This is a genomic window from Candidatus Nanobsidianus stetteri, assembly GCF_003086415.1.
GTDB classification, from domain to species: Archaea; Nanobdellota; Nanobdellia; order Nanobdellales; family Nanobdellaceae; genus Nanobdella; species Nanobdella stetteri_A.
Genome location: NZ_QEFP02000016.1, coordinates 1 through 13445 on the forward strand (window position 1 = coordinate 1; position 13445 = coordinate 13445).

A 13445-nucleotide genomic window follows, 5' to 3' on the forward strand; every position below is an offset into this window, starting at 1 on the left:
GAAAACATTATATTTATATAAAGATGATGGGGGTATTTTATTTGAAATACTAAATAATAATGATATTGTTGAATTATTAAAAGATTACTTGAATGTAAAAGAAATAAAGATCGATGATGTAGAAAAGGATTTTGTAACTGCACAAACTAATTATGGAATTATAAAAATAGGATTTGATATTAAATATTATCCAGAATTGGAAGAAGAATGGTTGTACAGAGAAATAAGAAGAAGATTGCAAGACATAAGAAAAGAAAACAAATTAAGAAAAGGTCAGAAGGCAAATATAGAAATATACGCTGATGAAAAGCTATTAAATATAATAAAAAAATATAAGGATACCCTAGAAAAGGATACCGACACCATAATAATAATAAAGGACTCTAATGACGGTCTAAATAATGTAGAAAGAATATATGAAATGAGCATATTTTATAGGCTAAATATTTTATAAGTTTTTATTAAATTTATTAAAAAATGGTTACATGGGAGATTTCCAATGCTGTGGTTACTATATATTTTAATGTGAAGTTACCATTAGACAAAATTGCAAATCTAATTCCTTATGCTCAATATGATCCAGAAACATTTCCTGGATTAATTATACCACTAAAAGAGGGTGGAAGTAAAGAAGAAAATGTTAAAGCATTAGTATTTAACAGCGGAACAATAAATATATCTGGAATAAAAAGATTAGAAGATATAGAATACGTCGCAGAAAAATTAAGAGAATTATTTAAACAGATTGATATAGAACTTCCAAAAAATTATAAAATAAAGGTACAGAATATTGTTGTAAATGGAAAATTCGATTATGATAATATAGATATAGTAAGATTGGCAGATGAGATACCAGATTCCCAATACAATCCAGAAGCTTTTCCAGCTGTTACTGTTGTATTTGATGTATCAGAAAATTATAGAGTAAAATTTAATGTATTTAAAAATGGAAAATTTGTATGTCCTGGATTGAAAGGTGAATTTAATAGTTTTGATGAGATTAAAAAACACGTAGATTATGTATTGAATTCATTCCAGGAAAAAGTAATAAAAAAATATGTAAAAAAATAGCTTATAAATATATTTCATTATAATAGAACTATGACGGAATCATCTGGAACAACAATTGTTGCAATAAAATTTAAGGACGGAGTATTAATTGCATCTGATAAACAGGCAACAGCAGGAATGATGGTATATCATAAAAAAGTACAAAAATTACATCAAATTACTGATAATATATTGATGGGTGCTGCGGGTTTGGTTGGTGATATTCAAGCTTTAGTAAAAATATTACAAGCAAATTTAAAATTAAAGTATTTAAGATCAAAAAATGAACCAACTGCAGAAGAAGCTGCGAATTTTCTATCAACATTAATGAACTATTATAAATGGTTCCCATTCTTTACAGAAGTTATAATTGTTGGAAAAGATAATGATGATTACAATATATATGAAATAGATGAGGCTGGAGGATTAGAAAAATTTGATAACTTTGTATCTACAGGTTCTGGAATGATGTTTGCTTTAGGTGTATTAGAAACAGAATATAAAGAAAATATGGATGAAGAAGAAGCAAAAGAATTAGCAAAGAAAGCAATATTAGCTGCTATAAAAAGGGATTTGGGATCTGGATATGGTATTGAAATATGGACATTAACAAAGGAAGGATTGAAAAAAGAACTTTATGAAGTAAAGGAAGAATTACAGAAAAAATAATTTTTTAAATTTTATAATCAATTATAAAAGGTATTTACATTATTTATGATGAATATTAAGGAAGAATTATTAAAGGAATTCCAATCAAAGGATATAAATAGGATAATATTTGAAGGCCCAAAGATAGTTATATATGTAAATAATGTAGATCTATTTATAAAAGGAATTGAGATAGGAAAAAATCTGGCACAGAAGTATAAAAAAAGGATTGAAATAAGGGTAAATCCAAAATTATTAAAAGGAGAAGAATATATTAAGGAAAAAGCAAAAGAAATATTAAATGGAATAAAAATAAAAGATATATATCTTGAAAAACATAGATCTACATTATATATTGAGACATATGAACCTGAAAAAATTGATTTAAATTTAATTAACAAATTAAGAGAAGAAACATTATGTAATATTATAATACAGAGAGCACCATTAAAATCTTCAAAAATAATAAATGTTATTAGAGCATATTTACACAAAAATTCTTTATATAAATCTGAATTTTTAAATAAGGTTGGAGAAAAAATATTGGAAAGAAAACCACAGAGATTAGATCATTATAGAATTGTCTTTTTAGGTGCTGGAAGAGAGGTTGGAAGATCTTCATTTTTATTACAAACAAAAGAAAGTAATATTTTATTAGATTGTGGTCTAGGTGCGGGAAATTATTCAGAAGATAGATATCCAATATTAAATATTCCTGAATTTGATATACAAAATCTAGATGCTGTAATCATTTCACATGCCCATTTAGATCACGTTGGATTTATCCCATATTTATTTAGAATTGGATGGAGGGGTCCTGTATATTTAACAGAACCAACAAGAGATATCGCAGCTTTGGTTTTATTAGATTATTTAAAAGTAAGTAATAAACAAAGTAAAAATCCAATATTTACATCAAAAGAAATTAAATTATTTTTAAAACATTCTATTACATTAAATTATTCTGAAGTAACTGATATAACTGGTGATATAAAAATATCATTACACAATGCAAATCATATAATAGGATCTTCAATGGTTCATATTAATATTGAAGGAAAACATAATGTATTATATACCGGAGATTATAGATTTAATAAAATGCCCTTATTAGAAAGACCAAATACAATATATCAAAGATTGGAAACATTAATAATTGAAAGTACATATGGTGGATTTAATGACAAACACCCATCAAGAGAAGAAACTGAAGCATTATTTATTCATGATATAAAGGAAACAATTGAAAAGGGTGGAAAAGTATTAATACCAGTATTGGCAGTTGGAAGGGGGCAGGATGTTTTATTAACATTACTAAATGCAATTGAAAATAAAATATTACCAGAAGTAAATATATATTTAGAGGGAATTGTATGGGAAACATCAATGATTCACACAGCATATCCTGAATTTTTAAGTAAAGAAATTAGAGAAAAGATAGAATCTGGAAAAAATCCATTTGAAAGAGAAAATGTAATAAGGGCAAGTAAAAAGGAAAGAGAACAAATTATAACATCAAAAGAACCTTCAATAATAATTGCAACATCTGGTATGATGCAGGGTGGTCCTATATTAGATTATTTTAGTTATGCTGCAGAAGATGAAAAGAATTTATTAGCTTTTGTTTCATATCAAGCACAAGGTACTTTAGGTAGAACAATATTGGATGGACAAAGGGAAATTGTATTGAATGATAGAAAAATAAATATAAAAATGAAGGTAAATAAATATGAAGGTTTTTCTGGTCATGCAGATCACTTTGAATCAATATCTTTTATTAAATATTTAAGACCAAAACCAAAACAGGTTATTACAATACATGGAGAAATACCAAAACCATATGAACTAGCATCAAAAATATATAGAAAATTTGGAATATATTCTTATGCACCAAAGAATGGTGATATAATTAGATTATAAAATTTTTTTAAAAGAAAAATAAATGATTAAAAAATATAGATATATTGCAATTGAGGGAATTGACGGTTCTGGAAAAACAACAATTGCAAATTTGTTATATAATGAATTATCTAAAAGATATGATAAGATAATATTAGTGAAAGAACCATATGATAATGATTTATCCAAAAAAATAAAAGAAATAATTTTAAAAGAACATGAAAAAAATTTAGATTATGGATATTTATTAGCATTATTATTTACTGCTGATAGAAGTATAAAAAACATTGATTTAAAGAAATATTTAAATGATGATTATATTGTTATTTCTGATAGAAGTATTTATTCCACATTTTCTTATCAAATTTTATATGAAGGAATAGATATTGAATGGTTAAAATGTGTATCAAAATATATAATTAGACCAGATATTACTTTTATATTAGATGTTGATCCAAAAATTGCGGTAGAAAGAGTAAATTCAAGGGGTAAAAATATTACAAGTTATGAAAATATTGAATTTTTGAGAAAAGTAAGGGAAAATTTCTTAAAATTAAAGGAAATATTTCCAGAAGATAATATAATTTATATTGATGGAGAAGAAAAACCTGAAGAAATATTGAAAAAAATATTAAGTATAATAGAAAAATAATAAATTTTTAATAGCTTTATTACTATTCATTTCTATCAGAAAACATTTTGCTTATTTCTTTTTCCATCTGCTCTTCTAAATGCTCTTTTAAATCATATCTTAGCTTCAATGTTTTTTCACTCAATATAGTATTAAGATCTTCAGGAATTTTTTCTTTTTTAAAGATGTATGTGTTACGATCCATAATATACTTTTCTTTTATAATATGCTTTTCATCTTCCTTAATTTCTTTTTTTATAAAATACTCTGTATTCAACCATATTACATCCTGTTCAGTTTTACCTTCCATTTTAATACACTTCATTCCTGCAGAATCTTGATAACTATATATAAGTGAATGTAGCATATTTATATATGTATTCCTTCTACCCTCAAGGACCTCCCTAATATCGACTCCACATAATTCAATCTTAAGGTCACCAGTTGACATATTGTATTCTATGTCTATTTCTTTTATTTCACCGACGTCTTTTACATCCAATTCTCCATCTAAAAGCCAAATAGCAAGAGGTAACATTACATTCATTTTTGATAATTTTCTTAAATCATATAAGCCAGTCTTTTGAATTTCATACCTACTTGTCATCATTGCTATAACACTATACTCTCTTCCTACTGAGGCTCTTCTCCTAGCTAATTTTAATTCTAATTTATTATCTTTAATAATTGCTACACCTCCATAACCATATATAACGCCTACAACTCCTTTAAACGCGTCTCCTCTTACTGTTAGTATTGGTATTTTTGAAGTTGAAATTCCCTCCAAATACATAATGGTTTCTCCAGTTTCTTTTACTGAAACTTTTTTAGGTGGTATCACAAACCCATCCATTATATAGCGTGTCACTGCGTCTGATAAATACTCTACAAATTTCTTAAGATATTCTATCCTTTCTTCTCCTAAACTACCTGCCAACTGTAATATATCATCCTCCTGTAATATTTCCTCAAGTCCGCCTTTATGCCCTCCTTGAAATTTTTGTTGTATGTTATCTGATATCATAATATTTTTGTGTATAAAAATTTTATAAAGGTCGCGATCTTCGTTATATCTTGGTAATAAATTCTTATCACATAATTATTATTTGTTTAGTATACTGTCCATAAAAATATTTAAATAAAATTATAAACATGGAGTTAATGGAGCAAAAAGCATTGCCTTTCAGTATAAGAGGACTTTCGGTTTCCTTCTTAACCTTAGCAAACATATTATTTGCATCAAACTACTTAATCTCACTATGATGAAACTAGTCATTACCCTGTCGGTGAGGAGTCTAAAAGATATAAAATTAGTTTCTGCTCTAGATTCTGATCTAGTAGAGCTCAGACTGGACTACCTGAGGAGACCAGAAGACTTCGACCCATCCTTAATCGATGATATAAAGGATAGAGTTATTGTAACTGTAAGAGATCCCAGTGAAGGGGGAATCAAGGAGGTGGATGAAGATTGGAAGGCTTCACTTTACAAGAAACTTCATGACATGGGGGTGCTTTACGATGTAGAAGCCAGGTTCTTGAGGAAGAGAAAAGATATCCCATTCGAAGGGAAAATAGTATCTGCTCATTTCTTCGACAGAGTTCCTAGTATAAAGGAAGTGGAGGAAATCTTCAAGAGTTTCGAGGAGGCCTGGATAAAGAAACTGGCAGTGACCGCAAGAGAAGGTTACAAAGAACTTCTAGCTCACTTCGCCAGAAAAGGTTTCGCTATCATGCCCATGGGATCGGACCCAATTGAAAGGATAGCCTTCGCTATACTAGGATCAGAACTTATTTATGCAAGCCTCGATAAGGGTTTAGAAACAGCCCCAGGGCAAATGAGTTACAAAAAGGTTAAAGAAATCTTGTCCTGTCTAGGACTACGCTAACACCTAAGATCTTGAAGAACTCTCATTCTTCAGGGGTAAGAAAAGAATCGTAATTCCCGAAATTTCCATTAAAATATTTTCTAAATTGAAAGAAGGAATTATAACTTTTATAACTTGTAAAGTTTGCCTTTATTTCACCTTAAGTATATGGTAAGACTCAATTTTACTTAAGGTGGCTTTATGACTAATTCCTATAGAGTTCAAAGTTAAAACAGAAAAATTTTTTAGATATAGAAGAAAAATGAAATATATGGATACAGACATCGTAAAAAAGAGAGCAAGAATAATCATACCAGTTTTAGTATTTATGGTCTTTCTATCTTTTATTTCTGCCATTCCTTTTATAGCACTAGGAAATACAGTATTAAGTGTAATATCTATTTTAATAGGTATATTCCTAATTTATGAAATAAAAAGAATAAAATCAATAATACCTCCAGAACCTGCAGATATTCTATCAGTTGGAAAATATGGAATTCTATCAACAATATACTGGTATAACAAAAGTGGAGTATGGAAAAACAATAAGATGATTTTCACATGGAGTGACATAAGTGATGTATTTATAATCAGGACATGGACTGAAACTGGTAGATCAACACGTACTATTTTATCTACTACGGGAGAATTTCTTACATATACATTTGGCCTAGTTAGATTTATAATGAAAAATGGAGAATATATTGATATAGATAGAGTTGTAGACCCGGAAACAGTGGTTTCCTTTATAAAAAAGATGTATCTAAAATCTAACTTTTAGTAGATTTTACAATCTTATTTATTTTAATATATTTATCAATGAATAAATAATCCATAAAAATTAATTATTGAACTGAAAAAATAGTAAAAAACAAAAGACAAAATTATAGTAAATATTGCATCTGATAACCAATGTTTTAAAGTAATAATTCTTAATATTGGAGTTATCAATAATAATATATTTCCGGTTATTATGAAAGATAAGATTGCAATAATAGTATGTTCGCTTGGGAAAGAATGATTCTCATAAACTAATACTGCAAATCTTTTGTCAAAGAAATAATAGGGTCTTTTTCTATTAAATATTAATTTTAACAAATAAGTTATTGTAGTAGATATAATAAAAAGAAAAATATAACTAAAATTTATAAAAAATAATATATATGAAATGAAAGATATATTTATTAAATATGATATTGCATCAATTGTATAAACAATATCTAATCTATCCATTAATTTTTTATAAAAAAATTCAGATATTTTATAATCAATCATAAACATTTTATTAAATAATATTTGGCCATTTATCATAAAACTTCTATATGAATTGAAATTTTTTAATATTCTTTATTATGATTGTATTTCAATAAGAATTTGAACATAATAAAGATTCATGCTTTATAAGCATCATCTATATTTAAAATTTATAAATTTCAAAGTAGTATATATAAGGCACATAAGATTCAAATTTTGAAAAAGGTCTAATTATATACTACTTTGAAATTTATAAATTTTAAATTAGTTAAATATATAAGACTTTTTATATTCAATTTATAAGGATTTGCTTATATTAATAAGAAACATTTATATTAGTATTTACCTATGAAAAACTAAATTCCAAGGATGGAACAACTATTCAGAGATTATATTACACTTTTTATATATTCAAAATAGGATACTTATTATACCAAATTTTTATAAAAATGGTATAGTTACTATACCAAATATATTATAAATGATTAGAAAAAGATTAAGTAAAAATACCCGGTTGCCTGTTCTTCTAAAAAAATAATGCAAATTATAATTATCTTAAAGGCAAAATACAAAAGTTATAGAAAATTTTTACCTATTTAATAACCATTTCCATAAAGGTATTAATTTTATTTCTTTATTATCTTCAATTATTTTATCTTCTAAATCCCATGTAATAATTTTTAGATTATTACAATTTAATAAATTGGATGCTTTAATTAATGATCTTATTTCTCTTCTATCTATTTCATCTAAATTATTTATATAAGAAACCTGAATTAATTCTTTTATTATATCATTTTCTTTTATTAGAAAATCTACTTCATGTTGTTGGTAATCTTTAAAATAATATATTTCAATTAAAGGATCATTATTAACTAATCTTAACAAATCTAAATAAACTATATTTTCCATCCTTTTTCCTATATCATATTTACCAAACAAATTTGCAAAAGAGACATCGCATAGATAAACTTTTCTTGGCCATCTTTTTCTTTCAAAAAATTTGTCAGAATATTTTTCTATAAAAAATATAGACATTGTATCCTGTATTTTATCCATGTATGAAAATATGGTATTTTTTGTATTTATATTAAGCTGATTTTCTATGAATCTTTTTATTCTATTTATGCTTATTTCATTAGAAAAGTTCTGCATTAAATATTCAAAAATAATTCTTGCAACATTAAGACTTTTGATTTTCCCCCTTTCTATGAAATCTTTATAAAAAATTGTTTCATAATATTCTTTAATTATTCTTTCTTTATCTTCTATGAAAATTACTTCCGGATATCCTCCAAATTTTATATATTCTCTTAAATATTCTTTTATCTTTTCTATATCACTTATACTCAATATTTTAGAAACTTTTATCCTTGTTTTTAAAAATTCCCTGAAAGAAAATGGTAATAAAATATAGTATATTGTTCTACCCCTTAATTCGGTTAATAATTCTTTTGGTAATAATCTTGAAGAAGAACCTGTTAAATATATATTGTACCCTCTATCAATTAATGTTCTTACCAATTTATTCCAATTTTCTAAATTTTGTATTTCATCTAAAAATATTGTATTTATTTTTACATTATATTTGGATTCGTATAAAGATATTATATTTAAAATTTCTTCTGGCTTAATATTTGAGAATTCTATGCTTTCAAAATTAATATATATTGAATTATCCTTATTTGATAAATATTTATTTAATAATAAATATGTTTTTCCAGATCTCCTAGGACCAACAATAGATATAGCTTTATTTTCTATATTTTTTATATTTAATTCTCTTTCAATATAATTTATTTTTCTTTCTCTTATTCTTTCGAAATATTCTACTATAAGACTTTCATTATACATGTCATTATTATTATACCAAATTTTTATAAAAATGGTATAGTTACTATACCAAATATTCAAGATTTTGTTTCATATATAAAACAATATCTACAGATTTTGTTTCATGAATTATACAAAATTCAATCATAGTTCCAAAATTTTTATATTGTATTTTTTAGCTATTTTTTTCAAATCTTCATCGTAAGTAATAAATGGACAATTCAATCTTTTAACAATTGATAATAAAATAAAATCATTTAAATTACTCTTACTTAATTTTTTATTATTTTCCTTTATCATCTTTAAAGCTTCCTTAACATCTTTAATTTTTATGCTTTCTATTTCAAATAATTCTAAGTTATTTATTACTCTATAAATGGTATCAATATCATATATATATTCTATTAAAATCCCTAGAAATTAATAAATAACTACTTCTGGCAATATAATATCATAACTAGTCAATATGTTGATATTTTTCTGATGGTCTTCATAATCTTCAAATGTGGCTCTAACTAAAACATTTGTATCAATAACTATTCTTTCTTTTTCCATCTTTTTATTTCTGGATATTCTTCTTCAACAATATCTTTATCATATTTTTCTATAGCTTTATTTATATCTTCTTGAGTTAATTTTTTACCTAATCTTAATTTCACCCATTCTATTGGTTTAATAATTATAGCATTATTTTTTTCATCTTCTTCTACTATTAAATATTGACCCTCTTTTATATTTAATTTTTTCCTAATTTTTGCTGGTATAGTTATTTGATAATTTCTAGTAACTTTTACTTTCATACTATATTAATATATACTCTTGCCTATAAATTTTATATTAATACAATATTCTCTTTATTTATCTATTTCAACTTAAATTAATTGTAATAATTTGATTTTTTAAAATATTTAAAAATAAATAATTGGCAAACTAAAAATTACATTCTAAATTGACCTCCCTGACCCCCCTGATAATTTGGATATCCTGGATATTGTTGTTGTGGCATGCCCTGTCTCATCATTTGTTGTCTACCATAATTTCTCGCTATTTCATTTAAATCCCTTTGGACTAAATATGGCATAATTATTCCTACAAGCAAGAATAGTATAAAGTATATTACTGCATTATCTTTTTTAGTAACATAAGCCCATCCTTCTGTATATCTATATAGCCAATATATATTTACTATTGGTATAAAATATAGTATAAACGACGGTATATTTGCGCCCAATTCATTCAATTCATTTTTTGTCTTATACATCCAATATAAAAAGTATATCCCTAATGTTACAAAACCTAATATATAAACAAGAAGTATATTTCTTTCCTTTAGCGCCATTTAATTTTATTTTCTACTATTATTTATAAATCTTTTTTCTAATTGTTTTTATATTTTTTTATATTTAAATAATCTTTAATAAAATTATACAACTCTTCACCAATCTTTTTCTCATTTTCCTTCATAACTTTAGACAAATCTTTTATTATTTCAATATTTTCTTCAATTATTTTTTCCTTTAAACTTATATCTGGTTTGCTTTCTAATTTTTCCAAATTTTCTTCCATTTTTCTTGTAAAGTTTATATCTAAAATATCTGGATAATATCTCTCAAATATTTCAACAATTTTTTTACCCAATTCGGTGATTTTTATTGATTTACCTTCTACGTATTTTCTCTTAAATAATATTTCAACAATATCCGCCCTTGTGCTTTTTGTTCCTAGATTCAATTCTTCCATTTTTTTAACTAGGGATGCTTTATTATATCTTGCTGGTGGTTTTGTTTTTTTCTTTGATATATAAACCTTATCTATAAACAATTTTTCTCCTACATTAAATTTTAAAGAAACAAAATTATCCTTATATTTTTCCCAATAAATATCCAACCATCCCTTATATTTTATATCATAATAATCATAAACAAAATTTTCTTTTGTAATAACATTTATTTTATATATAATTGCAGGATCATAAAATGTAGCAATAAATCTCCTAACTACCAAATCATAAATTAATTTTTCCTTATATTCTAAATATTCTGGAATATTTCCTGTAGGATGTATTGCTGGATGTACATCATCCTTAGATCCATTGTTTGGTTTTAAAATTTGTTTTTCCAATAAAAGAACAATATATTTCTTATAAGAATTTATTAATGATAAATTTGATAATATTTCTTTAAAGTTAATTGTTTCTGGTAATCTTTGGGAAGATGTTCTTGGATAAGATACATAACCCTTTTCATATAAAGATTGTAAAATATCTAAAGTTCTTTTTGGACTAATTTTATAATATTTATATGCATCCATCTGTATATCTGTTAAATTATATGGATGTGGAGGGTTTATTTTTTCCTCTTTTTTATCTACATTACTAATAATTAAGTATTTTCCCAAATTATTTTTTATTTTGTTTGCTTCATCTTTATCCTTTATTTTATCTTTTATATATGAAAATTTCAACTTTTTATCATCCTTTATAACCAAAGCTTCAACTTTATAATATTCTTCTGGTTTAAAATTTTCAATTTCTTTTTCTCTATTAAATACTAACATTAATGTTGGACCCTGGACCCTTCCAATGCTCAAAACAAATTTTCTAGTATAATAAAATAAAGACTTTGTTAATGCTCTAGATAAATTTATACCATACAACCAATCAATTATATGCCTTGTCTCTCCAGCATATATATATCCAAAATTTAAACTTTCTTTCCTATTATTAAAAGCTCTTACAATATCTTTATATGTTATTGCAGAAAATATCATTCTATCTGCATTTTCTTTATTTAATACATATCTTAAAATGTTATAACCTATTAATTCTCCTTCTATATCATAATCTGTTGCGATTATTATATTATTTTCATTTTTAAATTTACTGAACATTTCAATATAATATTTCTTTGCAATAATTCTATCTTCAAAATATGATGGAACCCATCTATAATTGAATGTTGGATATTCATATTTTTTATCTAAATCTGATAATGTAAATAAATGACCAATTGAAGGGACAACGTATACATTTTTTCCTTCCAAATTAAAATAATAATAATATATATTTTTTGAAAATTTTATTTTTTTATACTTATTATTTGATAAAAATGATGAAATTTTTCTAGCTACAGAAGGTTTTTCCGCAATTATTAGCATTAATTATATTTCTTAAATAATTCTATATAATTTTCGCATATTTTCTTTTTAATATTATTTCCATCATAACAAATACCAAATCCTCCCCCATGTTCCTTTCCCCATTCATTTACAATATCTCCAAATGTCCAAATAAATACTGGAATATCTGAAGAAATCTTTTTTGTATATTTTATTGTCTCTTCAATATATTTATATCTGGTTTTTTCTTCTTCATAATTTTTAGCATATAGACCTGTTTCTGTTATCCAAATATTATCAACTCCAGATAATTTTTTATAATGAAATATTACATTCTGAATATCTTTTGGATTATATGCATTTATTATCCTTAGTAATTTACTTCCAAGATAATTTTTTCCATACAAATTAAATCCAAAAGTTCCATAATAATTTATGTCTAATACATTATAATAATTCCTCAATTTTTTAATTTGATTTTCAAAAGATTTTAGCAAATTATTAAGTGTTATTCCTATATTTTCTGAATAAAGAGAATAAACATTAAAATGTATTATCTTTTCTCTTTTGAATTCATCGTAAATATATCCTTGTATTTCTTCTACATTTTCTAAAAATCTATTTAGATAAAAAATTCCACTTGGATTTATTAGAACATTCATAAAATAAGTATTTATTGGCTCATTTACAGGACATATATGTTTTACATAGCCAAATATTTCTTTTACATTTTCTATATGATTTATAAAATACTTAAGAAAATCTTTATCAAAAATACTTACCCAATTTCTCGGATATGTAAAATGTAATAATACCAAAAGTACATCAATTCCCTGATCTTTATATCTTTCTAATAAATATAAAATATTTTTTAATTTATTTTTATCTATTTTTCCATCTGAATTTTCTACATATGATGATAAATAAGATAGTCTAACATTTTTTACATTATATTGTAATGTTGAAAGTTCTATTAATTTATCTAAATCTGATTTATTATCTAAATTTATATTATTTCTTCTATTATCTAAAAATCTATATTTTTTATAGAATATATCATTCTCTATATTTGATTCTCTAGCAACCTGAACTAAGCTATAGGATATACCTATAGTCATTGATATATATTATTTTTACTACTTATATAT

At 24.5% G+C, this 13445-nt stretch carries 16 protein-coding genes; 7 read left to right on the forward strand and 9 right to left on the reverse strand.

Annotation, left to right across the window (positions count from 1 at the left end; genetic code table 11):
• The 5 genes from DDW03_RS02305 to tmk form a co-directional block, all read left to right on the forward strand.
• Positions 1 to 454: DUF5915 domain-containing protein (locus DDW03_RS02305; RefSeq protein WP_228615451.1), on the forward strand; the 454-nt coding region annotated here is incomplete at its 5' end.
• Between the two features lie 23 nt (positions 455 to 477).
• On the forward strand, positions 478 to 1071 hold the full coding sequence (locus DDW03_RS02310; RefSeq protein ID WP_228615452.1) for a TBP family protein: 594 nt from the start codon (positions 478 to 480) through the stop codon (positions 1069 to 1071).
• A gap of 30 nt (positions 1072 to 1101) precedes the next feature.
• Positions 1102 to 1719: an Ntn hydrolase family protein gene (locus tag DDW03_RS02315; protein WP_228615453.1), complete on the forward strand. Its 618-nt coding sequence runs from the start codon at positions 1102 to 1104 to the stop codon at positions 1717 to 1719.
• A 45-nt stretch (positions 1720 to 1764) separates the two neighbouring features.
• Positions 1765 to 3618, forward strand: a complete 1854-nt coding sequence (locus DDW03_RS02320) for a beta-CASP ribonuclease aCPSF1 (protein WP_228615454.1) — start codon at positions 1765 to 1767, stop codon at positions 3616 to 3618.
• Between the two features lie 22 nt (positions 3619 to 3640).
• Positions 3641 to 4249, forward strand: coding sequence for a dTMP kinase (gene tmk, locus DDW03_RS02325; protein WP_228615455.1), 609 nt, complete (start codon positions 3641 to 3643; stop codon positions 4247 to 4249).
• Between the two features lie 22 nt (positions 4250 to 4271).
• On the opposite strand, the gene DDW03_RS02330 is transcribed toward tmk, so the two are convergent.
• A complete protein-coding gene (locus tag DDW03_RS02330) occupies positions 4272 to 5252 on the reverse strand; it encodes a hypothetical protein (protein ID WP_228615456.1) in 981 nt (326 codons plus the stop codon).
• A gap of 238 nt (positions 5253 to 5490) precedes the next feature.
• Between DDW03_RS02330 and DDW03_RS02335 the strand changes: the two genes are divergently transcribed.
• Together DDW03_RS02335 and DDW03_RS02340 are read left to right on the forward strand one after the other, a co-directional pair.
• Entirely contained in the window at positions 5491 to 6114 is a 624-nt protein-coding gene (locus tag DDW03_RS02335) for a type I 3-dehydroquinate dehydratase (protein WP_228615457.1), read from the forward strand.
• 241 nt (positions 6115 to 6355) lie between these two features.
• The gene (locus DDW03_RS02340) at positions 6356 to 6874 is read left to right on the forward strand and encodes a hypothetical protein (RefSeq protein ID WP_228615458.1); all 519 of its coding nucleotides are present in this window, start codon (positions 6356 to 6358) and stop codon (positions 6872 to 6874) included.
• Between the two features lie 35 nt (positions 6875 to 6909).
• Here DDW03_RS02340 and DDW03_RS02345 read toward each other — a convergent pair whose 3' ends face one another.
• The 8 genes from DDW03_RS02345 to DDW03_RS02375 all read right to left on the reverse strand — a co-directional run bounded on the left by DDW03_RS02345 (position 6910) and on the right by DDW03_RS02375 (position 13415).
• On the reverse strand, positions 6910 to 7404 hold the full coding sequence (locus DDW03_RS02345) for a phosphatase PAP2 family protein (protein WP_228615459.1): 495 nt from the start codon (positions 7402 to 7404) through the stop codon (positions 6910 to 6912).
• Positions 7405 to 7935: 531 nt separating this feature from the next.
• Positions 7936 to 9201 carry an ATP-binding protein gene (locus tag DDW03_RS02350; RefSeq protein ID WP_228615460.1) on the reverse strand — a complete coding sequence of 422 codons (1266 nt, stop codon included), beginning with the start codon at positions 9199 to 9201 and terminating at the stop codon, positions 7936 to 7938.
• A 123-nt stretch (positions 9202 to 9324) separates the two neighbouring features.
• Complete coding sequence (locus DDW03_RS02355; protein WP_320412276.1) at positions 9325 to 9591, reverse strand: PIN domain-containing protein; 267 nt, start codon at positions 9589 to 9591, stop codon at positions 9325 to 9327.
• A gap of 9 nt (positions 9592 to 9600) precedes the next feature.
• Complete coding sequence (locus DDW03_RS02770) at positions 9601 to 9735, reverse strand: PIN domain-containing protein (protein WP_269140742.1); 135 nt, start codon at positions 9733 to 9735, stop codon at positions 9601 to 9603.
• Positions 9717 to 9980 carry an AbrB/MazE/SpoVT family DNA-binding domain-containing protein gene (locus DDW03_RS02360; protein ID WP_228615461.1) on the reverse strand — a complete coding sequence of 88 codons (264 nt, stop codon included), beginning with the start codon at positions 9978 to 9980 and terminating at the stop codon, positions 9717 to 9719. The genes DDW03_RS02770 and DDW03_RS02360 overlap by 19 nt, the downstream gene beginning before the upstream one ends.
• Before the next feature lie 137 nt (positions 9981 to 10117).
• Positions 10118 to 10519, reverse strand: coding sequence for a DUF4234 domain-containing protein (locus tag DDW03_RS02365; RefSeq protein ID WP_228615462.1), 402 nt, complete (start codon positions 10517 to 10519; stop codon positions 10118 to 10120).
• Positions 10520 to 10557: 38 nt separating this feature from the next.
• The gene (topA, locus tag DDW03_RS02370; protein ID WP_228615463.1) at positions 10558 to 12336 is read right to left on the reverse strand and encodes a DNA topoisomerase I; all 1779 of its coding nucleotides are present in this window, start codon (positions 12334 to 12336) and stop codon (positions 10558 to 10560) included.
• Positions 12336 to 13415 (reverse strand): hypothetical protein, encoded by a 1080-nt coding sequence (locus DDW03_RS02375; protein ID WP_228615464.1) that lies wholly within the window; start codon positions 13413 to 13415, stop codon positions 12336 to 12338. Before DDW03_RS02375 ends, topA begins: the two co-directional genes overlap by 1 nt.
• Positions 13416 to 13445 lie beyond the last annotated feature (30 nt).

Bases quoted from the DNA above. Each gene is read 5' to 3' on its own strand.
- DDW03_RS02310 (WP_228615452.1), top strand. From the start codon at position 478: ATGGTTACATGGGAGATTTCCAATGCTGTGGTTACTATATATTTTAAT.
- DDW03_RS02315 (WP_228615453.1), top strand. From the start codon at position 1,102: ATGACGGAATCATCTGGAACAACAATTGTTGCAATAAAATTTAAGGAC.
- DDW03_RS02320 (WP_228615454.1), top strand. From the start codon at position 1,765: ATGATGAATATTAAGGAAGAATTATTAAAGGAATTCCAATCAAAGGAT.
- tmk (WP_228615455.1), top strand. From the start codon at position 3,641: ATGATTAAAAAATATAGATATATTGCAATTGAGGGAATTGACGGTTCT.
- DDW03_RS02330 (WP_228615456.1), bottom strand. From the start codon at position 5,252: ATGATATCAGATAACATACAACAAAAATTTCAAGGAGGGCATAAAGGC.
- DDW03_RS02335 (WP_228615457.1), top strand. From the start codon at position 5,491: ATGAAACTAGTCATTACCCTGTCGGTGAGGAGTCTAAAAGATATAAAA.
- DDW03_RS02340 (WP_228615458.1), top strand. From the start codon at position 6,356: ATGAAATATATGGATACAGACATCGTAAAAAAGAGAGCAAGAATAATC.
- DDW03_RS02345 (WP_228615459.1), bottom strand. From the start codon at position 7,404: ATGATAAATGGCCAAATATTATTTAATAAAATGTTTATGATTGATTAT.
- DDW03_RS02350 (WP_228615460.1), bottom strand. From the start codon at position 9,201: ATGTATAATGAAAGTCTTATAGTAGAATATTTCGAAAGAATAAGAGAA.
- DDW03_RS02770 (WP_269140742.1), bottom strand. From the start codon at position 9,735: ATGGAAAAAGAAAGAATAGTTATTGATACAAATGTTTTAGTTAGAGCC.
- DDW03_RS02360 (WP_228615461.1), bottom strand. From the start codon at position 9,980: ATGAAAGTAAAAGTTACTAGAAATTATCAAATAACTATACCAGCAAAA.
- DDW03_RS02365 (WP_228615462.1), bottom strand. From the start codon at position 10,519: ATGGCGCTAAAGGAAAGAAATATACTTCTTGTTTATATATTAGGTTTT.
- topA (WP_228615463.1), bottom strand. From the start codon at position 12,336: ATGCTAATAATTGCGGAAAAACCTTCTGTAGCTAGAAAAATTTCATCA.
- DDW03_RS02375 (WP_228615464.1), bottom strand. From the start codon at position 13,415: ATGACTATAGGTATATCCTATAGCTTAGTTCAGGTTGCTAGAGAATCA.